Below are 21,994 nucleotides of genomic sequence, written 5' to 3'. Positions count from 1 at the left end.
GCTCGACGGCCGGGTTTGAGAGACTCGGGCTATGACTTCCGAGCGTCCTCTTGCCGTGGTGACCGGAGCTAGCAGTGGGATCGGAGCCGCGTCGGCGCGGTACCTCGCCCGGGCCGGGTTCGAGGTCATCTGCGCCGCGCGGCGGCTCGACCGGATCGAGGCGCTGGCCAAGGAGATCGACGGCCGCGCCGTGCAGTGCGACGTCACGTCGGCCGAGGACGTCGCCGCGCTGGCCGCGGCCGTCGGCGACCAGTTGCAGGTGCTGGTGAACAACGCCGGCGGCGCGTTCGGGTTCGAGCCCGTTGCCGAGGCCGATCTGGACGCGTGGCGGCGGATGTTCGAGGTGAACGTGATCGCGGTCGCGGCCGTCACCAAGTCGTTGCTCCCGGCCCTTATCGCCGGTCGTGGCACGATCATTGTGATGGGCTCGACGGCCGGCCAGGTCGCGTACGAGGGCGGCGGTGGGTACGTCGCCGCCAAGCACGGCGCCAAGGCCGTGGTCGACACGCTGCGCCTCGAGCTCTGGGACCAGCCGGTGCGCGTCACCGAGATCGCCCCCGGCATGGTGCAGAGCGAAGGCTTCGCCCTGACCCGCTTCGGCGGCGACCAGGCCAAGGCCGACGCCGTGTACGCCGGCGTCCGCGAACCCCTCACCGCCGACGACATCGCCGACATCGTCACGTACGTCGCCACCCGCCCGGCCCACGTGAACCTCGACCGCATCACCGTCCGCCCCCGCGCCCAGGCCGCCCAGCACAAGGTCTTCCGCGAGCAGTAGCTCCCGCGTAAATCCCTCACGTGAGCCGCCTCACGGCCAGCCTGCTTGCAATTGCAAGCACTCTGCTAGCACACTGGGGACATGGCCAGGTTGAGTGATCGGGCGGCTGGGGCGGTGGGCTCCGTTGGGGAGTACCTCGCCGAGCAGCGGCGGCAAGCGCAGTTGTCGTTGCGGCAGTTGTCGGACCTGGCCGGTGTGTCGAACCCGTACCTGAGCCAGATCGAGCGTGGTCTGCGTAAACCGTCGGCCGAGGTGCTGCAGCAGCTCGCGAAGGCGTTGCGGATCTCCGCGGAGACCCTGTACGTACGGGCCGGCATCCTCGATCCGGATGACGACTCGGACGGCCGACAGGCCGCCGGCGTGGTCGACGCCGTCCTGCTCGACCCCGCCCTGAACGAGCGGCAGAAGCGCGTCCTGCTGGACGTCTACATGTCGTTCGTCCGGGAGAACGCCGTACCGGAAGAGACTCCGGCGAAGAAGACCTCCGCCCGCAAGCGCACCACCAACTGAAACCTGCTGACGACATCCCGAGGAGAAGCCTGATGGCTACCCGTACGCCTGTTACCCCGTTCTACGCGATCGCCGGCGCCGGCGACCTCGCGGTCGAGAAGTTCCGCGCGATCAGCGAGGACGTCACCGCCCGGTTCGCCAAGCTGGACCAGAAGACCCTGCAGACCGAGCTCACCAAGGCCCAGTCCGAGCTGAACAAGCGCTTCGAGGCGATCGTCGCCGACGCGAAGACCGCTCCGGCCAAGCTGCGCGAGCTGCCGAAGACCGCCCAGGTCGGCTTCACCACCGTCCTCGGCCAGGCCGAGGAGACCTACGAGGACCTGGCCGGCCGCGGCAAGGACCTGGTCGAGCGGATCCGCCACCAGCAGGCCACCGAGGACTTCGAGGCCCAGGCCAAGTCCACGGTCAGCAAGGTCAAGGCGACCCGGACCACGGTGAAGAAGACCGCCGACACCGCGACCCGCACCGTGAAGGCGACCGCGACCAGCGCCCGCAAGACCGCGAAGGCGGCCGGTAAGGCTGCCGGGTCCGCGGCCGACAAGATCGGCGACTGAACCACCACTGACGGTGACAATTCACCGATCTTTGTGTGAATCCTCGCCCGGGCGGTCCACAGCTGCGACTCAGCAGAGGTGGACCGCCCGGTCTGTCAGTTAGGCTCGTAGCATGATCACCTTCCAGAACCTGGTCCCCGGGTTCGGCGATCCACTGTCGGTCATCTGGTGGGTGCTGCTTGTCCTCAAGCTGGTCGCGCTGCTCGACGCGGCGTTCCGGCCGCGCGCAGTGTTCATCGCCGCGGACAAGCTGACCAAACCAGGCTGGGTGCTGATCCTGGTCGTGTTCACGCTGAGTCAGTTCTTCCAGGGCTGGCTGAGCTTCTTCGGCCTGATCGGCATCGTCGCATCGGCTGTCTACCTGGTCGACGCCCGCCCGGCACTACGCGCCGCCACCGGCCGCGGCCGAGGCGGCTGGGGCGCCCTGCGTCGCCGCCGGGGTCCCCGCCCGCTGTAAACCTACGAGCGGTAGACGATGACCTTGTCGCCGACGTGGACCTCGTCGAAGAGGACCTTGATCTTGGCGAGGTCGCGGACGTTCACGCAGCCGTGGGACGCGCCGTTGTAACCACGCGCCGCGAAGTCCGACGAGTAGTGCACCGCCTGGCCGCCGCTGAAGAACATCGCGAACGGCATCTTCGAGTCGTACAGCTTCGAGACGTGGTTCCGGCTCTTCCAGCCGACCGTGAAGCTGCCTTCGCGGGTCGCGGTCTTCACCGCGCCGAACCGGACGTCCATCTGCATCTTCACCACGCCGTCGACGACGTACCGCAGCTTGCGGGTGCTCTTGTCGATACACAGCGCCACACCGGTCGCGCACCGCGCGTCGAGCTTCTTGCCGTTCACCACCGGCGCCGGCGGATACAGCTCGGTCTGGGTCGGCACATGCGTGACCTTGGCCAGCTGGTCGAGTGTGTTCTGGTCGACGTACCCGAGCTCGGGGATGCCCTTGGATTTCTGGAACTTCTTCACCGCGGACCGGGTCATGGTCCCGAAGTCGTTGTCCAGGTACTTCTTCTCGAGCAGCTTCAGCTGCACCAGCCGCGCCTCGACCTTGCGGACGTTCGTCCCGCTGGAGCCGTTCTTCCACAGCGCCTTCGGGTAGATCGGCAGCTCGCCGCTGACCTCGAACGGCACGGTCTTGAGATCGACACTCGTCGCCGTCGCGGTCGTTCCGGAACTCAGGAGTGTCGCAATCACGCCGCCCACGACCAGCCCGCCCAGCGCCTTGCGAATGATCAGCCCACGCATCGGACACCCCTCTGAATCGACCGCATCCCTACACTGCTAGGACGTCCTCACCGGTCATTTGGTTGGCCTAGCGTACCGGAGGAAGCACTCATGGAGACCGTGTTCAGCTCCGTGGACGCCGGCGCCCGGATCGCGTACCGCGAGTGCGGCACCGGGCCAACGGTCGTTTTCCTGCACGGGAATCCCACTTCGTCGTACCTGTGGCGCGACGTCCTGGGACCGGTGTCCGCCATCGCCCGCTGTATCGCGCCGGACCTGGCCGGGATGGGCCGCTCGGGGCCGTCGCCGTCCGGCCGGTACCGCTTCCTCGACCATCAGCGGTACGTCGAGCGCTTCCTCGACGCGCTCGGGCTGACCGACGACGTGATCCTCGTCGGCCACGACTGGGGCGGCGTACTCGCAACCGACTGGGCCCGGCGGCACCCTGATGCGGTCCGTGGGATCGCGTACCTCGAGACCCTGGTCGCCCCGGTCACCTGGGACAGCCCGAACGCCCCGGCGCCGGAGCTGTTCCGGCGCCTTCGCAGCCCTGAGGGCGAGGAGCTCGTGCTGCAGCAGAACGTGTTCGTGGAGACGGTCCTCCCGAGCGGGGTACTGCGTGACCTCGCCCCCGAGGAGCTCGCGGCGTACCGAGCGCCCTTCGCCGAACCGGGTGAGAGCCGACGCCCGACGCTGACCTGGGCCCGCGAGATCCCCATCGACGGAAGCCCCGCCGACGTCCACGAGATCGTCGCAGCCAACGCCGCCTGGATGGCCGAGACCCAAGTCCCGAAACTCTTCATCAACGGAGACCCCGGCGCACTGCTCACCGGGCCGCTCCGCGAACAGTGCCGGCGCTGGCCGAGCCAGCGGGAGGTCACGGTCGCCGGGCTGCACTTCCTGCCCGAGGACTCGGCGGCGGCGATCAGCGCCGCGTTGCTCGACTGGATCCCGCTCTGTGGAAGGAGCTCGTGATGGAGGTCGTTCTGAGTACCGCGGACATCACCACGGTGCCCGCGGATGCGATCGTGAACGCCGCTCATCACGCGTTGCGCGGCGGTGGTGGCGTTGACGGCGCGATCCACCGGGCCGGTGGGCGCGAGATCCTCGCGGAGCTGATCGAGCGGTACCCGGACGGCACACCGACCGGTACGGCGGTGTGGACGACGGCCGGCGCGCTGCCCGCGTCGTACGTGATCCATGTGGTCGGGCCGAACTACCTCGCCGGGCAACGGGATCCGGCGCTGCTCGAGTCCTGCTACCGCAACGCGTTGCGGATCGCGGACGAGCTCGGTGTGAAGACGATGACGCTGCCAGCGGTGTCGGCCGGGATCTACGGGTGGCCGGCGCAGTCCGCGGCGGACATCGCGGTTGCAACGTTGCGCGGCACCCCGACGAATGTTGCCCAAGGCACCTTCTGCCTGGTGGAGCCGCGGTTGTACACGGCGTTCCGGAACGCGACAGCGGCCGGGGAGTAGCTCCCCGGCCGCTGTTCTGAACGCTCAGCTCACTTGCTGTAGACGACAACCTTGTCGCCGACGTGCACCCGGGCGAACACCCAGGCGATCTTGTTCTTGTCGCGGACGTTCACGCAGCCGTGCGACGCGCCGTTGTAGCCGCGGGCCTTGAAGTCCGACGAGTAGTGCACGGCCTGGCCGCCGCTGAAGAACATCGCGTACGGCATCTTCGAGTGGTACAGCGAAGAGACGTGGTTCTTCGACTTGCGGTAGACCTTGAAGACGCCGTTGCGGGTCGGCGTCTTCATCGCGCCGAACCGGACGTCCATGACCTGGATCGGCTTGCCGTTCACCATGTACACCAGCTTGCGGGTCTTCTTGTTGATGCAGAGGACCCGGCCCTTGGTCACGCACCGCCGGTCGATCTTGTACTTGGCGATGAGCTTGCTGGTGGACGAGGCGGGAGCCTTCGTCACCGCCTTCGGCGGCAGACCCGCCGGCTTCGGCGCCGTCTGCGCCGACCCCGCAACCTGGGGTGCGGCCTCAGCCGAAGTGGTCGCCGACAGTGCGCCGACGCCCACGAACGCGACAGCCGTCAGAGTTGCGCAGACCTTACGCAGAATGCCCATGTTTCCCTTGTCCTTCCCCCAAAAGAGTGCTTCAACAAGACAGACGTCGCCGCATGGCGTCTGGTTGGTAACGAATCAGAACTTCTTTCCCCCACCGGCGACCGAGAAATTATGTATCACACCGATGTAGTCGCGGTCGCGCACTGTGAGCCACCGTGTCCACTTCGTGCCCTACGCGTTTCCCAGCAGCCACTTACGCCACAGAAGTCAGCGCTCGGAGCCGGCGCAGTACTTCGGGCGCCCCGAGAGCCTGGGCGGTCGCGTGCAGGTCGGGACTACGCGTCGCACCGGTGATCGCGACCCGCACGAGCTGCGAGGCCTCGCGGATCGAACCGGCGTACGCGTCCGGATCCTTCTTGTACTCCTTGGCGTTCGGCGCGAACCCGTGCTTGCCGGCGAGCGAACGGATCTGGTCGAACCACTCCTGCGGGTCGTCCAGGTGCTCATAGCCGGCGACCAGATCCTGCGCGAACGCCGTGGTGACCTCAGGCGCCACGCCGAGCGGTAGCAGCCGTCCGTCGGTCGGACCGTCGACCGGGGCGAAGAGCTCGGGGAAGAAGAAGCCGTACGCCGACCGGAAGTCCGACCACTTGCGCAGGTCCTTGCGCGGGTTCTCGACGCCGTCGCGCTCGACCGCGAGGGCCCGGAGCGCGAGCTCCTTCTCGTTGTCGAGCACGAGAACGAGCTCAGCGTCGTACTCCGTCGCCCAGACCCGCACTGCGTCGAGGATCTGCTGGCCGCTCAGGGTCGCGATGTAGTCGGCGCTGATGTCCTCGAGCTTCACTAGGTCGACCAGCGGACCGGCGACACCGCACTGGGCCAGATCGATCGGCGTCGTCAGCGCCTCCGCCAACGGCATCTCCGCGAGCCGGCCGTTGGCCAGGCCGCGCAGGTAATACAGGACCGCGTCCGCGGGGTACCCGGCGCCGATGTAGAAGTCGACGCCCGCTTCAGGGTCCTTCCGCTTCGACAGCTTCCGCTTCCCGCCCGGGATCTGCTTCATCAGCGGCGCGACGTGCGCGTACGTGATCGGCTCGAACTCGAGCGCCGCGAACAGCTGCTGGTGCAGCGGAACCGACGAGATCCACTCGTCGCCGCGGATCACCAGGTTCACCCGCATCAGGTGGTCGTCGACCGCGTGCGCGAAGTGGTACGTCGGAAGCCGCGGCGACTGGTCCGACGACTTCAGGATCACCGCGTCGTTGCGATTCGCCTCGTGCTCGAGCCGCCCGCGGATCGCGTCGACGAAGCTGGTCCGCTGCCCGTCCGCGTCATCAGGAGCCCGGAAGCGCACGACGTACGGCGTACCCTCGGCCAGCTTCGCCTGCACGTCGGCCGGGTCGGCGTTGCGCCACAGCGCGTACTTCCCGTAGTACCCCGTCGGGACCTTGGCGGCCTGCTGACGGGCGGTGATCTCGGCGAGCTCGTCCTTGGTCGCAAAGCACAGGTACGCCTTGCCCTGCCGGAGCAGGTGCCGCACATAGGTCAGGTAGATCTGCTCGCGCTGCGACTGCACGTACGGCCCGTACGCGCCCTGGCGCCGGTCCTCGTCGGAGCTGATCCGGAAGTAGGCGAAGGCGCGGTCGAACTGCTCGAGCGCCCCTTCGACCTCACGCGCCTGATCGGTGTCCTCGACGCGGACCAGGTACACGCCCTGGGAGTCGGTCGCGACATCCCGATCGATCATCGCCGTGTAGATCCCGCCGATGTGCACGAACCCGGTCGGCGAAGGCCCGAACCGCGTGACCTTCGCCCCTTCCGGCAGCTCCCGCGCCGGATACTGCTCTTCCCAGTACGCCGGCTCCGGAAGCTCCGCCGGGAACAGACCGTCTACCACCGCGCGATCCAGCATCAGTTCTTGTTCTTGCGGCCGAGCTTCGAGCGCTCGATCTGGGTGAGTGCCACCTTGCGCATGCGGACCGCGTCCGGGGTCACCTCGACGCACTCGTCCTCGCGGCAGAACTCCAGCGACTGCTCAAGGGACAGCTTGCGGGCGGGGACGAGCTTCTCGAACTCGTCGGCGGTGGAGGACCGGACGTTGGTCATCTTCTTTTCCTTGGTGATGTTCACGTCCATGTCGTCGGAGCGCGAGTTCTCGCCGACGATCATCCCCTCGTACACCTCGGTCGTCGGCTCGACGAACATCGTGCCGCGCTCCTGCAGGTTGATCATCGCGTACGACGTCGCCGCGCCGGACCGGTCCGCGACCAGCGAACCACTCGGGCGCGTACGCAGCTCGCCGAACCACGGCTCGTACCCCTCGAACACGTGGTGTGCGATTCCCGTACCGCGGGTGTCGGTGAGGAACTCGGTGCGGAAGCCGATCAGCCCACGCGCCGGCACCAGGAACTCCATCCGGACCCAGCCGGTGCCGTGGTTGGTCATCTGCTCCATCCGGCCCTTACGGACCGCGAGCAGCTGGGTGACCGTGCCGAGGTACTCCTCCGGGCAGTCGATCGTCAGCCGCTCGACCGGCTCGTGCCGCTTGCCGTCGATCTCGCGGGTGACCACCTGCGGCTTGCCGACGGTCAGCTCGTAGCCCTCGCGGCGCATCTGCTCGACCAGGATGGCCAGCGCCAGCTCACCACGGCCCTGCACCTCCCACGCGTCCGGACGCTCGGTCGGGAGCACCTTGATCGACACGTTGCCGACGAGCTCCTTGTCGAGCCGGTCCTTGACCAGGCGGGCGGTCACCTTGGTGCCCTTGGCGCGGCCGGCCAACGGCGACGTGTTGGTGCCGATCGTCATCGAGATGGCCGGCTCGTCCACGGTGATCAGCGGCAGCGGCTTCGGGTTCTCCGCGTCGGCGAGGGTGTCGCCGATCATGATCTCGGGGATACCCGCGATCGCGACGATGTCGCCCGGACCGGCCGAGTCACCCGGCACCCGCTCTAGCGCCTCGGTGACCAGCAGCTCGGTGATCTTGACGCGCTCGATCGACCCGTCGTGCTTGCACCAGGCGACCTGCGCGCCCTTCCTCAGCGTGCCCTCGTGCACCCGGACCAGCGCGAGCCGGCCGAGGAACGGCGAGGCGTCCAGGTTGGTGACGTGGGCCTGCAGCGGCGCGTCCTCGGTGTACTCCGGGGCCGGCACGTTGTTCAGGATCGTCTCGAACAGCGGCTCGAGGTCCTCGGAGTCCGGCATCCCGCCGTCGGCCGGCTGGGTCAGCGACGCACGGCCGGCCCGCGCGGACGCGTAGACGACCGGGAAGTCCAGCGCGCTCTGGTCGGCGTCGTGGTCGAGCAGGTCGAGGAACAGCTCGTACGTCTCGTCGACGACCTCGGCGATCCGGGCGTCCGGACGGTCGACCTTGTTCACCACCAGGATCACGGGCATCTTCCGCGCCAGCGCCTTGCGCAGCACGAACCGGGTCTGCGGCAGCGGACCCTCGGAGGCGTCGACCAGCAGCACGATCGCGTCGACCATCGACAGGCCGCGCTCGACCTCGCCACCGAAGTCGGCGTGGCCGGGGGTGTCGATGATGTTGATCGTCATCTGCTCGCCGTTGGCCATCTTGTGCCGGACGGCGGTGTTCTTGGCGAGGATCGTGATGCCCTTCTCACGTTCCAGGTCGCCGGAGTCCATCGCCCGCTCGTCGACGTGCTGGTGGGCACCGAACGCGCCCGACTGCCACAGCATCGCGTCCACGAGGGTCGTCTTCCCGTGGTCGACGTGGGCCACGATCGCGACGTTGCGCAGGTCGTTACGGACAGGCATGAGGAAGCGCTCCAAGCAGTCAGATGGGTTCAGGCGGTGGCTACGGCTGGTACACGTGCCACTCGACACAGGGCGCAGCCCTTTCATCTTACCGGTTACTGCGCGTGTCCCACGAACCGGGCATCCCTTTGACATTTGTTGACTGGACGTCCAGTCTATAAACGGCGCCTGGGGAGGGGCCGTAACCACGGGGGGTCAGCCCCGAGGCGCCGGGCACGAGGATGGGGGGTTGCCCGGCGCTTCAGGGCTTCGACCAGGAGAGGAATCCGTGCCGCGATCGGCCACCGTCAACCAGGAGATGCGCGAACGGTCCCGCGAACGCATCCTGGCGGCGGCTCTGGAGGTCTTCGCTGCCAACGGCTACGAGGCCGCCTCGATCTCCGACATCACCACTGCTGCGGGTGTCTCCCGCGGCCTGGTCTCGTACTACTTCGCCACCAAGGAACAGCTCGCCGCGGAGCTCCTGGACCGCTGGCTGGACGGCATCGCCGGCATCCTGACCATCCAGGGAACTCCGGATGAACGTTTGGCCGGCATCATCGACGGCGCCCTGATGGCGGCCGCGACCACGCTGCACATCCAGCGGCTCGCGATCAGCCTGATGATGCTGCCGACCACGCACGACGTGTTCGCCCGCGTCGAGCAGGCCAAGTCCGACCGGCTGTCGCTGGTCGAGGACGCGATCCGCGACGTCTTCGCGGCCCGCGGCGCCACCGACCCGGCCGTCGAAGAGATGTTGCTGAGGGCAACGTTAGAGGGCGTGACGGTCAAGCTCGCGATCTACCACGAGACCTTCCCGCTGGAGGCGATCCGCCGCCGCCTGTACGCCGGGTACGACCTGCCCGCCCCGGTCGCGTCGCTCCCGATCGTGTCCCCGGCGGTCGACCGGCTCCGCGCCAAGTGACCGGCGTACGACAGCGGGCGTAGGTCCGAAGCCCTCCGGTGGAGGATGCTCCGGCGGATCCTGAACGTCAGGGTGGGATGGCATGGAAACCATCTCTCGCAGAACGTTGCTGGGCGGCTCGGCACTCGGTGTCGCCGCTGCCGGCCTTCTTCCTTCAGCCGGTTATGCAACCGACGACAAGGTCACCCGGTGGATCACCGCGAACGCCAAGCCCGTCAACGAACTGAACGTCGGCAACGCGCAGATCGTCGGCCTCGGTGAAGCCGTCCACGCGACCGCCGAGATCACCCACCTCAAGCTCCGCATCATCCGCGACCTGGTCGAGCATCACGGCTTCCGCGCGATCGCGTTCGAGGACGACTGGTCGCTCGGCACTCAGCTGAACGACTACGTCCTCACCGGCCGCGGCGATCTGTACGCGCTGATGGGCCAGCTGAGCACGGAGGCTCGTACGCACGAGATTGCGGAGCTCTTCGAGTACCTCCGCGCGTACAACGCCACGCATCGCGACAAGGTCCGCTTCGCCGGTTCGGAGTACTTCTCTACGCGGCGGCTCTCGTACGACGCCATCGCGGAGTACGTCGCTCGTCGGGCACCGCATCGGCTGGCGGAGCTGCACCGCAGTCTGGACCCGATCCGCCCGAACACCGACGACATGGGCGCTTACGTCCAGTGGTACTGGCAGGAGGTCAAGGACAAGGCGCCGTACGTCGCCAAGGCCCGCGCGGTCTACTCGCTCGTCCGCGACCTACCGCACCGGTCGAACGACCGCGACTACGCGCTCACCGAGCACCACGCGCGCCAGATCCGCTCGTTCTACACGGCATTCAGCCTGCCGGAGGAGCAGAACTGGGTGTACCGCGACGCCCGCGCCGCCGAGAACGTCCGCTGGTGGCACCGCTTCACCCGCAACAAGGTCATCTACTGGGCGGCCAGCGCGCACACCGCCAACGCACCACACCTGACCGTCAACGAACCGCCGGTCAGCTTCCGCAACGCCGGCTCATACCTCCGTACCTGGTACGGCGACCGCTACCGCTCGATCGGCTGCACGTTCGACCACGGCACATCCCTCGGCCCACTCACGATGCCGCCCGCGCCCGCCGATTGGTTCGAGCACCAGTTGACGGCGACCGGCCTGGACAACTTCGTCCTCGACCTACGCACCCAACCGCAGCCGGCACCGGTTCGCGCCTGGCTACGGCGCACCGCGAGGACCCGCGGCTTCCCCGACGCCGGTCCGACGTCCTATCTAACCGGCGACACGCTCGCCGACTGGTTCGACGTCGTAGTCCACACCCGCGAAGTAACCCCGACCCACCTGATCAGCTGAAGGTCTGTGCGTGGGGGCGGACTGCGCCGACGATGTTGTCGCCGCCGGTGAGGTCGAAGTGGAGGTGGGTCTCGATGGTCTCGTTGGTGATGCCGAGGCGCTGGAGGGTTGCTGCCATCACGACCTTGCGGGCGCGCGGCGTACCGTCCTCGAGCTTCAGCGCGATCCCGGTGCCGTCCGCGAGGCCGACCGCGTACACACCCTCGGCGCCCGCCTTGCAGAACAGGCCCTCGGTGGCTCGCATCAGCTCGGCCTCGTCCCGCGTACTCCCGCTGGCGTACTCCGGGTGCGCGCGGAACGCATCCGCGATCCGGCCCTCGTCTGTTTCGGGGGCCGCTGCGGCGAACAGGCCGAACGAGCGGGCCAGGCCGGAGAGCGTCAGCGCGAAGATCGGTGCGCCGCAGCCGTCGACCGCGACGTACGACGCCTTCTCGCCGGCGGTGTCCTCGATCGCGGTCCGGATCTCCTTCTGCAGCGGGTGATCCGGCGACCGGTACGCCTTCAGGTCCCAATCGTTGAGCTTGCTGGTCAGCAGCATCGCGGCGTGCTTGCCGGAGCAGTTCATCACGACCCGCTCCTTGCCGTGACCCGCCCTGACCCACGCGTCCCGGGCCTCGTCGTCCAGCGGGTACGCGACCGGCGTCAGCAGATCCGACTCAGCGAGACCGGCCGTCGCGAGGATCTTCCGTACGCCGTCCAGGTGGAACTGCTCGCCGGAGTGCGACGCGCCCGCGAGGGCGAGGAGCTCGTCGGTGAGCGGCAGCCCGTTGCGGAGCATGCCGAGGGCCTGCATGGGCTTGTTGGACGAGCGCGGGAACATCGGCTCGTCCACGATGCCGACGGCCCAGTCCACGCTGCCGTCGGGACGCGTCACCACGACGGAGCCGCGGTGGTGGCCTTCGACGAAGTCGCTACGGACGACGTCGGCCAGGATCACAGGTTCGGTCACGGCTGAACTGTACAGGTGCAAAATGCCGTGTTGCGAATGATTCCGCTCACAACCGGGCGCGGACGTGCAGCCCGGCCTCGGGGTCGACCAGAACCTCCTGGCTCGCCTTCACCGTCGGCTGGTCCTCCGCCACCACGTCCAGCACAGCCTCGGGGTCGACGTTGCGTTTCACGACAGCCAGTGCAATCGGCCCCAGCTCGTGGTGCCGGGCGGCCGACCCGATCACTCCGACCTGCTTCTCCCCCGCCATAACGGCATCCCCGTGCTGCGGCAGGCGGTCCACCGAACCGTCCAGGTGCAGCCGCACGAGCCGTCGCGGCGGGCGACCGAGGTTGTGCACCCGCGCGACCGTCTCCTGCCCGCGGTAACACCCCTTGTCCAGATGTACGCCGACGCCGAGCCAACCGAGCTCGTTCGGGATCGCACGCTCGTCGGTGTCCAGCCCGAACCGCGGCGCCCCCGCCTCGATCCGCAGCGCCTCGTACGCCCACACGCCCGCAGCCGGCCCCTCCAGGCTGCCCAGCTCGGCGCGAGGCAGAAACACCTCATGCCCGCCGAACGAGTCCTCGCCGCTGCGGGTCAGGTGCTCGCCTTCCGCAGTACCTGGCCGCCAGATGATCGCGTAGTCGTCGCTCACGTCCGCAATCTCGACGCGAGACATGAACACCATCTTCTGCAGCCAGTCGACGAGCGCCTCCGCCGCACCGGGCTCGGTGTGCAGCCAGAACGTCTCGCCGTCGTCGACGCCGTACATCACGTGCTCCACGTGCCCGGTCGGCGAGAGCAGCAGCGCGGTGGTCGACGTACCGGGCTTGAGACCTTCGAAGTACTGCGTGGTCAGCGCGTGCAGCCAGGTCAGCCGGTCCGGGCCGGTGATCGTGACCACGTCGCGGTGCGAGAGGTCGACGAACGCCTCACCGGCGATCAGGGCCCGCTGTTCGCGGAGATCCGAGCCGTAGTGCGCGGCGACTCCGGCGTCAAGTCCGTCGGCCTCGACCGCGCCGGGCCGGTCCAGCAGGGGGCTGCGCTTGCGTGACATGTCACCAGAGTACGTCGCGCGGCGTACGGCGAACGCCTCCCGTCGTGGGATGTGGACAGACCCCTGGTACGGCGAGGCTGGAGTCATCAAACGACGGAGGGAGCAGGGCGATGAGCGACAGGCGATTCCGGTTCGGTGTGGCGGGCAGTCCGACCACCGGTGCGGAGTGGGTGAAGACGGTTCGGCAGGCGGCTGACCTCGGGTACGCGACCGTGCTGATGCCGGACGGCCTGCAGCTCCCCGCGCCGTTCGCGTCGCTGGCGATGGCAGCGGCGGTTGCCGATATCCGGGTCGGCACGTTCGTCGCGGCGGCGCCGCTGCGGACGCCGCGGCAGGCTGCCTGGGAGGCGCACACGCTGACCACGCTCACCGACGGCCGCTTCGAGTTCGGTATCGGGACCGGCCGGCCGGTCGCGGAGCAGCAGACGGCCGAGATCGGTCTGCCATGGGGGACGGCCCGCGAGCGGCGGGAGCAGGTCATCGCGACCCTCGACCTGCTGCGCGAGCTCGACGGCGAACGCCGTACGCCGATCATGCTGGCCGCCGGCGGGCCGAAGGCGCTCGCGCTGGCGGCCGAGCGGGCGGACATCGTCTCGCTCGCCAAGGACGCGACCACGCCTCGCTCGGAGGTCGCGGCCGTCGCGCGCGAGTTGCGTGAGCTGGCCGGCGACCGCGCCGACGACATCGAACTCGCGATGAACCTGCTCGCGGCCGGTACCCGTCCGCTGCCGCCGTGGACGAAGCGTGCCTCCGGCGTCGACCCCGACGAGCTCGAGGCGATGGACTCGCTGATGCTGCTCCGCGGTACTCCGCAGCAGATGGCCGACGAGCTCCTGCGCCGCCGCGAAGAGATCGGCGCGAGCTACATCAGCGTGAACTCGGGCTACCTCGAGGACTTCGCTCCCGTCATCGAGCTGCTGGACGGGAAGTAACAGCGCGCTGCCCCGCCGATCTGTGGCTCGGCGGGGCAGCGCGTGGAGGGGTGGGAAGTGGACTAGTGGCCGGACGGACGTGCTTCGACCGCTTCCGGTATGTCGCCCGCATGCGTGTCGCCGGCAGCGAACGCGACCTCGTCGAACGGGTCCTCGCCGGCGAACACCTGACGCGCCTGCTCCTTGTCGAACTCGCCGACCCAGTGGCCGACCAGGACCGTCGCGACCGCGTTGCCGGCGAAGTTCGTCAGCGCACGGGCCTCGGACATGAACCGGTCGATGCCGACGATCAGACCGACGCCGTCGACCAGCTCCGGCCGGTGCGACTGCAGACCGCCCGCGAGCGTTGCGAGGCCGGCACCGGTGACGCCGGCGGCGCCCTTCGAGGCGACGATCATGAACAGCAGCAGCGAGATCTGCTGGCCGATGGAGAACGGCTGGTCCATCGCCTCCGCGATGAACAACGACGCCATCGTCAGGTAGATCGCCGTACCGTCCAGGTTGAAGGAGTACCCGGTCGGGACGGTGATGCCGACCACCGACTTGTCGACGCCGAGGTGTTCCATCTTTCCGATCAGTCGGGGCAGGGCGGTCTCCGACGACGAACTGGACACGATCAGCAGGAACTCACGACCGAGGTACCGCAACAGCTGGAAGATCGACAGTCCGGTGACGAGGCGCAAAATGGTGCCTAGGACAACGATCACGAACAGCAGACAGGTGATGTAGAAGGCCAGCATGATCTTGCCGAGGCTGACCAGCGCATCCCAGCCGGTCGCACCGACGACCGCCGCGATCGCGCCGAACGCGCCGATCGGCGCCGTCCACATGATCATCGACAGGATCTTGAAGACCAGCCGCTGGATGTGACCGATACCGGTCAGGATCGGCTGGCCCTTCGCGCCCATCGCCTGCAGCGCGAACCCGACGAGCAGCGCCACCAGGACGGTCTGCAGCACCTCGCCCTCGGTCAGCGAGGACAGCAGTGTCTTCGGGATGATGCCGAGGATGAAGTCCGTCGTACTCTCGTGCGCGCCGGCGGCCTGCGCCTGACCGGTCTTGCGCAGCTTGTCGGTCAGGTCGAGCCCGGCGCCCGGCTGCACGATGTTGCCGACCACGAGGCCGATGGCGAGTGCGACCGTCGACATCACCAGGAAGTAGGCGAGCGCGAGACCGCCGACCTTGCCGACGCTGGCGGCCTGCCGGACCGATCCGATGCCGAGGACCAGCGTGCAGAAGATGATCGGGCTGATCAGCATCTTGATCAGGTTCACGAACCCGGTACCGAGCGGTTTCAGCTCGACCGCGAAGTCCGGGAACAGGAAGCCGACACCGATACCGAGCAGGACGGCGACGATGACGGCGATGTAGAGGAAATGGGTCCGGTCGTTGCGGACCGGAGTCGGGCGGGGTTCGGTCGGGCTCGACATGGTGGGACTCCCTGTATCGGCCTGGCGGAGGGGTGGTTGGGGCGGTTGGGGACTTGGTGAGTAACTGTGACGTGACGCACAGGAGAAGTGCGCATTTCGTTCATATCGTTCGCCGTGCAAACTGTTCGGCATGAAACACCGTGCGTGGGAGCTGCGTCGCCAGGTGCTCTGGCTGCAGACCGTCACGGTCACCGTCCTGATCGCCATGGTCTGGATCGTGATGGTCAGCCGGTCCCGGGCGCAGGCCCTGCGGGACGCGGCGGCCACCGGCCTGCCGGCGCCCGGCTGGTGGGAGCTGGCCCGGCTCGACCTGCGCTCGATGCTCGGGATCGCCAGTCTGATGCTCGGGGTTGCGATCGCCGGGAACGCGCTGGTCACCTGGCGGGTACGTCGCGCAACGCGCGGGATGGGCACGCAGTCGCTGGCGCGGATGCTCGATTTCTACGAAGGCGTGCTGCATGCGGCGCGTGAAGGGCTGATCCTGCTGGACCTCGACGGGCGGGTCCAGCTCGCGAACGACGAGGCGCTGCAGCTGCTCGGGCTACGCTCCGTTGCCCCGGGTACGCCGCTGGAGGAGCTGCATCTCGGTGCCCCGCTGGCCGAGATGCTCGCGACCGGGCGGACGGCGTACGACGAACTGCACCTCGGCGCGCAAGGCGTGGTCGTCGTGAACCAGCAGCCGTCGGGCCGCGGGCGGATCGTCACACTGCGGGATCACACCGAGTTGCAGCGGTTGCTCGGCGAGCTGGACGCCGTACGGAGTTTGGCCGAATCGCTGCAGGCGCAGAATCATGAGGCGTCGAACCGGCTGCACACGGTGGTCAGCCTGATCGAGATCGGTCGGCCGGAGCGGGCGCGGGAGTTCGCGGTGTCGGAGCTGCAGTTCGCGCAGGCGATGACGGATCGGGTCGTCGGTACGGTCGGGGATCCGGTGCTTGCATCGTTGCTGTTGGCGAAGTTGGCGCAGGCGCAGGAGCGCGGGGTGGTGCTTTCGCTCGACCTCGGGCAGGAGGCGCTGAACACGCGGTTGCCGGCGCAGGACGTGGTAACCGTGGTCGGAAACCTGCTGGACAACGCGATCGAGGCCGCGCGCGGCGGGCCGGCGCCGCGGAAGGTGGAGTTCCGGGCGGTCGCGTTGGCGGATGCGATCGATCTGATCGTGACGAATACGGGTGCTGAGCTGGGGTCGGTGGAGTTGGCACACATGTTCGAGCGCGGGTGGACGACGAAGGCCGAGCCCGGGCACGGGTTGGGGCTTGTGCTGGTGCGGAGCACGGTCGAGCGGTGGCAGGGGTCGCTGATGGTGGATCCGGATTCCGAGCTGGACGAAGTACCGGCGCTGACCGTGCGAGTACGGCTGCCGCGGGCGGTGGGCGCGAGTGCCTGATCCGCTACGCGTCCTCGTCGTCGAGGACGATCCTGTGGCTGCGGAGGCCCATCGCACGTACGTCGATCGCCTGCCTGGCTTCGCGTGTGTGGGGATTGCCGGTACTGCGGGGCGCGCGCTGCAGCTGCTGGCGCGCGGCGGCGTGGACGTCGTACTGCTGGACATGCATCTGCCCGACGGTCACGGGCTCGACGTCGTACGACGGATGCGGGCCCTTGGCAACCAAACTGATGTCGTCGCGGTCACGTCCGCGCGTGAGGTAGCCGCCGTCGAGGCCGCGGCACGGATCGGCGTCGTCCAGTACGTCCTGAAACCCTTCGCCTTCGAGACGCTCCGGGACCGACTGTCGGCGTACGCCCGCCGCCGCCGAGCCGCCGAATCCGGTCAGGTGGTCGCCGACCAGGACGAGGTCGACCGCCTGTTGCACCCAGCAACAGTCTCCTCAGTCCCCAAGGGCTTGGCCGGCTCCGTCCTGGACCGAGTAGTCCAACTCCTCGGCAACCGCGAAGGCTGGACCGCCGAGGAGGTCGCCACCTCCCTGGGCACCTCCCGCATAACCGCCCGCCGCTACCTGGAACACCTGGCCGACCAAGGCCAAGCCCTCCGAACCCAACGCTACGACGGCCGCAGCGGCCGCCCCAAAGTCGAATACTCCTGGGTCTCCGAAAGCTAACCACGGCTCGTACTGCGGCTCGTACTGCTTCACAGCCCCGCGAACTTCGACCAGGCGCTCAAGCACGCAGGCGCTCGTCCTTCGTTGGGTACGGCGAAGGTCGCACGCCACCCGGCGTCGTACCGCGGGCACGCGACTGCGGGCGATCCGCACGATCCCGTGCAGGTGGGACTGCGTCTGCTGGGGCAGCGTGTGTACTTGCGGCTTTTGGGCCCCGAGCGTCGAGAGCGTGCTCACGGCTCAAGCACGCGCTCGGCCTTCGTCGATACGGCGACGGTCACACGTCGCCCAGCGTCGTACCAACCGACCACCGTCAAGCTGACTCGCTCGGGGCGCCGACCTGATCCGTGGCGGCCCATCCGGGGCAGTTCGGGTGCGGGGCAGCCCCGGTTGTGGGGTGATGCCTGGAAACGCTCAGCCGACTTTGCTGTCAGGCGCGGACGAGGGTGGCCCAGAGGTGGGGCTGGAGTGCTTGGCCCTCGGCGGCCATGTCGTAGGCCCAGAGGAGTTCGCCGTTGACGAGTCCGTACAGGCGGTGGCCGGCGGTGACCTCTTTCGCGGTGATGGTGCGTGCGACGACGTCCGTCTGCAGTTCGATCTTGGCGCCGTCGATGTCGCCGTACCAGATCTCCGCGATGCCGGTCGGATGCGCCAGGATCACCTCGACCTTGTTGTCCGGCTGCGGCCGCCAGAACCCGGTCTCGACCGCGAGCGGGCGTTCCTTGGTCCCGTCCTCGCCGACGACGAACGTCTGGCTGACGTAGTGCAGGTACGGCTTCCCGTTGTGGCTGAAGTCGATCTGTTGCCCGAACTCGAACTTCTCGATCGTCGGGTAGTCGCCGTGCCCGCGCCCCTCCCACCGCCCGAGCAACCACGCCAGCGGCATCAGGTCCGGATGCAGATCCTGCGGAATCTCGAACGCCATCGAATCACTCAGCCCGCGTTGCGGCCGCGATACAGCCGATAGACAACAAACGCCGAGAACCAGCCCATGAACACACAGACCAGAATCAGCAACGAGGTAAACACAACATGCAACACGTCTCCCACTCTAAAGGATCCACCTCCCACCCCACCCCTCCCACGACGTGACCTCCCGCACCAACCCCTTCCACCTACTGCGACCCACCCCGCCCGCCACTTGCGGGGTTCGACCGGAGCTCGGCCGGTCCGCGGGGCTCGGCTGGCATCAGCCGGTTCGCCGACTGCACCGAGGTCTGCTGGGGTCGGACCGGATGTGCCGGCCGCGGGACGGCGGGTGTCTGGGTTCGGCTAGCGTGGCGGGATGTCTCGCTCGTTGGTGATCAAGCTGACCGCAGGTGCCGAGGAACCCGAGCGCGCCAACCAGGCCTTCACAGTCGCCGCCTCGGCCGTCGCGGCCGGCGCGCAGGTCTCGCTCTGGTTGACCGGAGAGGCCGTCTGGTTCGCCGTACCCGGGCGCGCGGAGTCCTTCGAGCTCCCCCACGCCGCTCCACTGGCCGACCTGCTCACCGCAGTACTCGAAGGCGGTCAACTCACCGTCTGCACCCAATGCGCCAAACGCCGCAACCTCACCGAAGCCGACCTCCGCCCCGGCACCCGCATCGCCGGCGCCCCCGCCTTCACCGAAGAAATCCTCACGGAGAACACCCAAGCAATCGTCTACTAACCACTCCATCAACCACCGACAGCTGGTGCCTCGCGGGTACGGAGTTCCCGACGCGGCGGCGTGTCCCCAGCGCACGGGATGCGAGTCGGTCCAGGCGATGGGCTCGGTGCACAGCAGGTTCGGGGTCGAGGATGCGGACACCCGCCAGGTGAGGCTGGACGGGAACGGAAGATGTCCAGGCAGGGCTTGATCGCGGTCCAGATGCGGACGCCGGCCAGGTGATGCTGCGCCGGGAACCTCCGCGGGTTGTCGTTCGGTGGAATGCAGCGGTCCCCCGCCGGGTGGTTGTTGGCGGGGGACCGTTGGCATTGGGTGGTTCGTTGGCGTGGAACGTTGGCGTTAGGTGGTTGTTGGCGAGAGGCCCTTGAGTCGGGAGGTCAGCGTTCGCGGCCGCCGTCGTCTCGGCCTCGGTCGTTGCGGCTGCGGTCCTGGCCGCGTTGCTGGGATGGCGTGCCGGGACGCTCGCTGGTGGCTACGCCGCCGCCTTCGCGGCTGGTTGCGCCGGCGGCAGGGGCGTGGCCCTGTTGGGTGCGGGTCAGGGTGTCACGCTCGCCAGCTGAGATCTCGCCGCCGGGCTGGTTGGGGCTACTGGTTGCCCGCTGTTGATCTAGGAGAGGTTCCTCGGCGGGGCGCCATTGGCTCTGGGCGTCGCTTGTCTGGCCGCCCTGGCCTTGTTCGTCGGAACCTAGCGCGGCGCTCTGGTCGACTCCCGACTGCGCGGCGTTGCCGACCTGCTGCGCATTCACCTGCTGACCGGTCTGGTTGGGAACCTCCGCCCCTTGCTCAGGTGCTTGAACCTGCTGCCCTTGCTCGGCCACCTGCGCCTGCTGCGGCTCCGGCGCAACAACCTCTTGATCCGACTCAACAACCTCGTGCTCCGGACCCGACACCTCCTGCTGCTGACCGGTCACCTGCTGGTCCGCGCCGGGTGCCTGCTGGTCCTGCGTCAGATCCGCGTCCTGCTGATTCTCGGCACTGACCGTCTGATTCTGTACGGCGCCATCCTGACCGACGACCGTCTGATCGAGGTCCGCGTCCTGCTGGTTCTCGGCACCGACCGTCTGGTTCCGGACGGTGTCGTCCTGGTGGATGAGGTCGCCCGTCTGCTCCAGGTCAGACTGCTGGCCGGCTGCGTCGAGTGTTGAGTCGCGGAGTGCGCCGTCTTCGTCGAGGGCCTGGCCGGACTGCTGGAGGTTGTCCTGTTGTAGGTCCGCGTCGAGGCCGGCCTGCTCTGCGTCCGGCGTGAGTTGGTCCTGCCCGGGGACGTCGGTCTCAGCCTGCTGCTGGAGGTTGTCCTGCTGTAGGTCCGCGTCGAGGCCGGCCTGCTCGGCTGCGCCCGGGTTGGGCTGGTCCTGCTCGGCGACATCGGTCTCGGCCTGCTGTTGGTTCTCGGCCTGGGCCGCCGGGTCCTGCCGCTCGCCGTCAGGTCCCAGGTCCTGCTGCTGGCCGTCGGCTGCCAGGTCTTGCTGCTCCTGCAGATCCTCGGTGCGGTCGTCCAGCGCCTCGGCGGCTGCTGCTGCGCCGACGGCGGCCGGCACGGCGTCGGCGGCGTCGACGCCGTCTTCGCGTTGCTGGTCGCGGCGGCGGTCCTCTTCCTGCTTTCGTCTCGCCTCGTCGTCGCGGGCCTGTTGGGCCTGGCGGTCCTCGACCGCGTCGTCCACGCCGTCGCCGTCGCGGTCGTTGGCGGCGTCGTTCTGCTGGTCGATCTCGTCACGTCGCTCGACGGAGTCGTCGCGGTGATCCCGGTCGCGGTCGACGCGGTTCTCGTAGTCGTCGGGGATGCCGTCCCGGTCGCGGTCGTTCAGCTGGGCTTCCTGTTGACGGATCCGGTCCTCGGAGGCGGCCGCCTCCAGTTCAAGACTTTGCCTCTGCACCTCGAGGTCGCGGTTGCCCTCCTCGAGAGCCTCCGCCTGCCGCAACTGTTCGTCGGCCGTGCGCTCGAGGTCCTGACTGCGGACACGCGGGTCGCGGTCCTGCGCCTCGCGGTCGAGGTCGGCGTTCCATCTCTGCTGGGAGTTCCCGCCTTCGATCATCATTCGACGGCGCTGCTGGTTGGAGAACGTCCGCCGGACGCGCTGCTCGGCCGCCCGCATCCATTGCCAGAGCTGGCGGGCATGGCCGGCGAGCACCTGGAGGTAGTGTTCGGCGCTTTCTTCCTCAGCCATCAGGCCACCTCGCTGGCATAGACGGAGTATCCGAAACCGGCGGCGTTGTCCTCCGGGCCCGGCTGGGACGCATACAGGTGGAGCTCGGCTCCCGGACGCAGCCAGACAGCGAGATGACGGCGGCGGCCGCGCCACTCCGGCGGAACGCGGAGATCGCTCCCCGGCCCGACGAAGACCGGCGGTCCCCAGTAACGACGCGCGAGCTCGAGCTGACCGGGCCAGTGGTCGTCCAGACCTTCCTCGACCAGCGGCAGCTCACCCGAGGCGATGTCGTACGCCGACCAGCCGCTCCGCGGGCTCTCCGGCAACACGGCGTCCGGCAGCACGAGCATCACGGTCTCGCGCTGGGTCACGAGACCCCACGTGTACCGATCGGGGTCGATGTTGCCCGGCGCCCACGGACGCCAGCCGGTGGCGGCGGTAACGCGGTTCACCAGGGCACGGATCGCGTCCATGCCGGTGTCCGGCGGACCCCAGATCGCGCGCCAGTCCGCAACCTCGGCCAGATCCGCCATCGCACGCTCGTCATCCTCGGACGACCGCTCCTGCGTCTTCACTCCGCCTCACTCCTTTCGCCCCAGTCCGCCAAGAGAGATCAGTCCGCCCAGAAAACGAGTCCAGCCAGCGATCAGTTCGCTCAGAGTATGCCCCGATCGGTA

At 68.3% G+C, this 21,994-nt stretch carries 22 protein-coding genes; 12 read left to right on the top strand and 10 right to left on the bottom strand.

Features of this window, described 5'->3' with window-relative positions:
- Nucleotides 1-31: 31 nt before the first annotated feature.
- The 4 genes from FDA38_RS03005 to FDA38_RS02990 all read left to right on the top strand — a co-directional run bounded on the left by FDA38_RS03005 (nucleotide 32) and on the right by FDA38_RS02990 (nucleotide 2,299).
- A complete protein-coding gene (locus FDA38_RS03005; RefSeq protein WP_137252519.1) occupies nucleotides 32-778 on the top strand; it encodes an SDR family NAD(P)-dependent oxidoreductase in 747 nt (248 codons plus the stop codon).
- Nucleotides 779-859: 81 nt separating this feature from the next.
- Nucleotides 860-1,288: a helix-turn-helix domain-containing protein gene (locus tag FDA38_RS03000; RefSeq protein WP_137252518.1), complete on the top strand. Its 429-nt coding sequence runs from the start codon at nucleotides 860-862 to the stop codon at nucleotides 1,286-1,288.
- Between the two features lie 32 nt (nucleotides 1,289-1,320).
- Entirely contained in the window at nucleotides 1,321-1,842 is a 522-nt protein-coding gene (locus tag FDA38_RS02995) for a hypothetical protein (RefSeq protein ID WP_137252517.1), read from the top strand.
- A gap of 112 nt (nucleotides 1,843-1,954) precedes the next feature.
- Nucleotides 1,955-2,299, top strand: a complete 345-nt coding sequence (locus tag FDA38_RS02990; protein ID WP_137252516.1) for a DUF2516 family protein — start codon at nucleotides 1,955-1,957, stop codon at nucleotides 2,297-2,299.
- A 2-nt stretch (nucleotides 2,300-2,301) separates the two neighbouring features.
- Here FDA38_RS02990 and FDA38_RS02985 read toward each other — a convergent pair whose 3' ends face one another.
- Nucleotides 2,302-3,093: a L,D-transpeptidase family protein gene (locus FDA38_RS02985; RefSeq protein ID WP_137252515.1), complete on the bottom strand. Its 792-nt coding sequence runs from the start codon at nucleotides 3,091-3,093 to the stop codon at nucleotides 2,302-2,304.
- Between the two features lie 90 nt (nucleotides 3,094-3,183).
- On the opposite strand from FDA38_RS02985, the gene FDA38_RS02980 reads away from it, so the two are divergent.
- Together FDA38_RS02980 and FDA38_RS02975 are read left to right on the top strand one after the other, a co-directional pair.
- Nucleotides 3,184-4,047: a haloalkane dehalogenase gene (locus tag FDA38_RS02980; protein WP_137252514.1), complete on the top strand. Its 864-nt coding sequence runs from the start codon at nucleotides 3,184-3,186 to the stop codon at nucleotides 4,045-4,047.
- Nucleotides 4,047-4,550 carry a macro domain-containing protein gene (locus tag FDA38_RS02975; RefSeq protein ID WP_137252513.1) on the top strand — a complete coding sequence of 168 codons (504 nt, stop codon included), beginning with the start codon at nucleotides 4,047-4,049 and terminating at the stop codon, nucleotides 4,548-4,550. The genes FDA38_RS02980 and FDA38_RS02975 overlap by 1 nt, the downstream gene beginning before the upstream one ends.
- 29 nt (nucleotides 4,551-4,579) lie before the next feature.
- Here FDA38_RS02975 and FDA38_RS02970 read toward each other — a convergent pair whose 3' ends face one another.
- The 3 genes from FDA38_RS02970 to typA form a co-directional block, all read right to left on the bottom strand.
- Nucleotides 4,580-5,158 (bottom strand): L,D-transpeptidase, encoded by a 579-nt coding sequence (locus tag FDA38_RS02970; protein WP_137252512.1) that lies wholly within the window; start codon nucleotides 5,156-5,158, stop codon nucleotides 4,580-4,582.
- A 193-nt stretch (nucleotides 5,159-5,351) separates the two neighbouring features.
- Nucleotides 5,352-7,010 (bottom strand): glutamate--tRNA ligase, encoded by a 1,659-nt coding sequence (locus FDA38_RS02965; RefSeq protein ID WP_137252511.1) that lies wholly within the window; start codon nucleotides 7,008-7,010, stop codon nucleotides 5,352-5,354.
- Nucleotides 7,010-8,875, bottom strand: coding sequence for a translational GTPase TypA (gene typA, locus FDA38_RS02960; RefSeq protein WP_137252510.1), 1,866 nt, complete (start codon nucleotides 8,873-8,875; stop codon nucleotides 7,010-7,012). The genes FDA38_RS02965 and typA overlap by 1 nt, the downstream gene beginning before the upstream one ends.
- A 268-nt stretch (nucleotides 8,876-9,143) precedes the next feature.
- On the opposite strand from typA, the gene FDA38_RS02955 reads away from it, so the two are divergent.
- Both FDA38_RS02955 and FDA38_RS02950 read left to right on the top strand, forming a co-directional pair.
- A complete protein-coding gene (locus tag FDA38_RS02955) occupies nucleotides 9,144-9,779 on the top strand; it encodes a TetR/AcrR family transcriptional regulator (protein WP_137252509.1) in 636 nt (211 codons plus the stop codon).
- An 82-nt stretch (nucleotides 9,780-9,861) separates the two neighbouring features.
- Nucleotides 9,862-11,112 carry an erythromycin esterase family protein gene (locus FDA38_RS02950; protein ID WP_137252508.1) on the top strand — a complete coding sequence of 417 codons (1,251 nt, stop codon included), beginning with the start codon at nucleotides 9,862-9,864 and terminating at the stop codon, nucleotides 11,110-11,112.
- On the opposite strand, the gene FDA38_RS02945 is transcribed toward FDA38_RS02950, so the two are convergent.
- Both FDA38_RS02945 and ygfZ read right to left on the bottom strand, forming a co-directional pair.
- A complete protein-coding gene (locus tag FDA38_RS02945) occupies nucleotides 11,105-12,061 on the bottom strand; it encodes an asparaginase (protein ID WP_137252507.1) in 957 nt (318 codons plus the stop codon). The two genes, FDA38_RS02950 and FDA38_RS02945, sit on opposite strands and share 8 nt — an antisense overlap.
- Nucleotides 12,062-12,107: 46 nt before the next feature.
- Entirely contained in the window at nucleotides 12,108-13,100 is a 993-nt protein-coding gene (gene ygfZ, locus FDA38_RS02940; RefSeq protein ID WP_137254092.1) for a CAF17-like 4Fe-4S cluster assembly/insertion protein YgfZ, read from the bottom strand.
- A 110-nt stretch (nucleotides 13,101-13,210) separates the two neighbouring features.
- On the opposite strand from ygfZ, the gene FDA38_RS02935 reads away from it, so the two are divergent.
- Nucleotides 13,211-14,032 carry an LLM class flavin-dependent oxidoreductase gene (locus tag FDA38_RS02935; RefSeq protein WP_137252506.1) on the top strand — a complete coding sequence of 274 codons (822 nt, stop codon included), beginning with the start codon at nucleotides 13,211-13,213 and terminating at the stop codon, nucleotides 14,030-14,032.
- Nucleotides 14,033-14,094: 62 nt separating this feature from the next.
- On the opposite strand, the gene FDA38_RS02930 is transcribed toward FDA38_RS02935, so the two are convergent.
- Nucleotides 14,095-15,462, bottom strand: a complete 1,368-nt coding sequence (locus tag FDA38_RS02930; RefSeq protein WP_137252505.1) for a cation:dicarboxylate symporter family transporter — start codon at nucleotides 15,460-15,462, stop codon at nucleotides 14,095-14,097.
- A 130-nt stretch (nucleotides 15,463-15,592) separates the two neighbouring features.
- Between FDA38_RS02930 and FDA38_RS02925 the strand changes: the two genes are divergently transcribed.
- Together FDA38_RS02925 and FDA38_RS02920 are read left to right on the top strand one after the other, a co-directional pair.
- Nucleotides 15,593-16,849, top strand: a complete 1,257-nt coding sequence (locus tag FDA38_RS02925; protein ID WP_137252504.1) for a sensor histidine kinase — start codon at nucleotides 15,593-15,595, stop codon at nucleotides 16,847-16,849.
- Nucleotides 16,842-17,522: a response regulator gene (locus FDA38_RS02920; protein ID WP_137252503.1), complete on the top strand. Its 681-nt coding sequence runs from the start codon at nucleotides 16,842-16,844 to the stop codon at nucleotides 17,520-17,522. The genes FDA38_RS02925 and FDA38_RS02920 overlap by 8 nt, the downstream gene beginning before the upstream one ends.
- 430 nt (nucleotides 17,523-17,952) lie before the next feature.
- Here FDA38_RS02920 and FDA38_RS02915 read toward each other — a convergent pair whose 3' ends face one another.
- Nucleotides 17,953-18,447, bottom strand: a complete 495-nt coding sequence (locus tag FDA38_RS02915; protein WP_137252502.1) for an FABP family protein — start codon at nucleotides 18,445-18,447, stop codon at nucleotides 17,953-17,955.
- Between the two features lie 360 nt (nucleotides 18,448-18,807).
- Here FDA38_RS02915 and FDA38_RS02910 point away from each other — a divergent pair, with 360 nt between their 5' ends.
- Nucleotides 18,808-19,170, top strand: coding sequence for a DsrE family protein (locus FDA38_RS02910; protein ID WP_137252501.1), 363 nt, complete (start codon nucleotides 18,808-18,810; stop codon nucleotides 19,168-19,170).
- Between the two features lie 377 nt (nucleotides 19,171-19,547).
- Here FDA38_RS02910 and FDA38_RS02905 read toward each other — a convergent pair whose 3' ends face one another.
- Both FDA38_RS02905 and FDA38_RS02900 read right to left on the bottom strand, forming a co-directional pair.
- Complete coding sequence (locus tag FDA38_RS02905) at nucleotides 19,548-21,335, bottom strand: midas domain-containing protein (RefSeq protein ID WP_137252500.1); 1,788 nt, start codon at nucleotides 21,333-21,335, stop codon at nucleotides 19,548-19,550.
- On the bottom strand, nucleotides 21,335-21,892 hold the full coding sequence (locus FDA38_RS02900; protein ID WP_233714492.1) for a hypothetical protein: 558 nt from the start codon (nucleotides 21,890-21,892) through the stop codon (nucleotides 21,335-21,337). Before FDA38_RS02900 ends, FDA38_RS02905 begins: the two co-directional genes overlap by 1 nt.
- Nucleotides 21,893-21,994 lie beyond the last annotated feature (102 nt).

Source organism: Kribbella jiaozuonensis (assembly GCF_005233875.1).
Taxonomy (GTDB): Bacteria; Actinomycetota; Actinomycetes; order Propionibacteriales; family Kribbellaceae; genus Kribbella; species Kribbella jiaozuonensis.
The sequence above is the reverse complement of the archived record's forward strand: the minus strand, read 5'-3'. Positions and strand labels throughout refer to the sequence as shown.

Bases quoted from the DNA above. Each gene is read 5' to 3' on its own strand.
- FDA38_RS02990 (WP_137252516.1), top strand. From the start codon at position 1,955: ATGATCACCTTCCAGAACCTGGTCCCCGGGTTCGGCGATCCACTGTCG.
- ygfZ (WP_137254092.1), bottom strand. From the start codon at position 13,100: ATGTCACGCAAGCGCAGCCCCCTGCTGGACCGGCCCGGCGCGGTCGAG.
- FDA38_RS02970 (WP_137252512.1), bottom strand. From the start codon at position 5,158: ATGGGCATTCTGCGTAAGGTCTGCGCAACTCTGACGGCTGTCGCGTTC.
- typA (WP_137252510.1), bottom strand. From the start codon at position 8,875: ATGCCTGTCCGTAACGACCTGCGCAACGTCGCGATCGTGGCCCACGTC.
- FDA38_RS02935 (WP_137252506.1), top strand. From the start codon at position 13,211: ATGAGCGACAGGCGATTCCGGTTCGGTGTGGCGGGCAGTCCGACCACC.
- FDA38_RS02975 (WP_137252513.1), top strand. From the start codon at position 4,047: ATGGAGGTCGTTCTGAGTACCGCGGACATCACCACGGTGCCCGCGGAT.
- FDA38_RS02925 (WP_137252504.1), top strand. From the start codon at position 15,593: ATGAAACACCGTGCGTGGGAGCTGCGTCGCCAGGTGCTCTGGCTGCAG.
- FDA38_RS02905 (WP_137252500.1), bottom strand. From the start codon at position 21,335: ATGGCTGAGGAAGAAAGCGCCGAACACTACCTCCAGGTGCTCGCCGGC.
- FDA38_RS02980 (WP_137252514.1), top strand. From the start codon at position 3,184: ATGGAGACCGTGTTCAGCTCCGTGGACGCCGGCGCCCGGATCGCGTAC.
- FDA38_RS02915 (WP_137252502.1), bottom strand. From the start codon at position 18,447: ATGGCGTTCGAGATTCCGCAGGATCTGCATCCGGACCTGATGCCGCTG.
- FDA38_RS02995 (WP_137252517.1), top strand. From the start codon at position 1,321: ATGGCTACCCGTACGCCTGTTACCCCGTTCTACGCGATCGCCGGCGCC.
- FDA38_RS02985 (WP_137252515.1), bottom strand. From the start codon at position 3,093: ATGCGTGGGCTGATCATTCGCAAGGCGCTGGGCGGGCTGGTCGTGGGC.
- FDA38_RS02930 (WP_137252505.1), bottom strand. From the start codon at position 15,462: ATGTCGAGCCCGACCGAACCCCGCCCGACTCCGGTCCGCAACGACCGG.
- FDA38_RS03000 (WP_137252518.1), top strand. From the start codon at position 860: ATGGCCAGGTTGAGTGATCGGGCGGCTGGGGCGGTGGGCTCCGTTGGG.
- FDA38_RS02965 (WP_137252511.1), bottom strand. From the start codon at position 7,010: ATGCTGGATCGCGCGGTGGTAGACGGTCTGTTCCCGGCGGAGCTTCCG.
- FDA38_RS02910 (WP_137252501.1), top strand. From the start codon at position 18,808: ATGTCTCGCTCGTTGGTGATCAAGCTGACCGCAGGTGCCGAGGAACCC.
- FDA38_RS02950 (WP_137252508.1), top strand. From the start codon at position 9,862: ATGGAAACCATCTCTCGCAGAACGTTGCTGGGCGGCTCGGCACTCGGT.
- FDA38_RS03005 (WP_137252519.1), top strand. From the start codon at position 32: ATGACTTCCGAGCGTCCTCTTGCCGTGGTGACCGGAGCTAGCAGTGGG.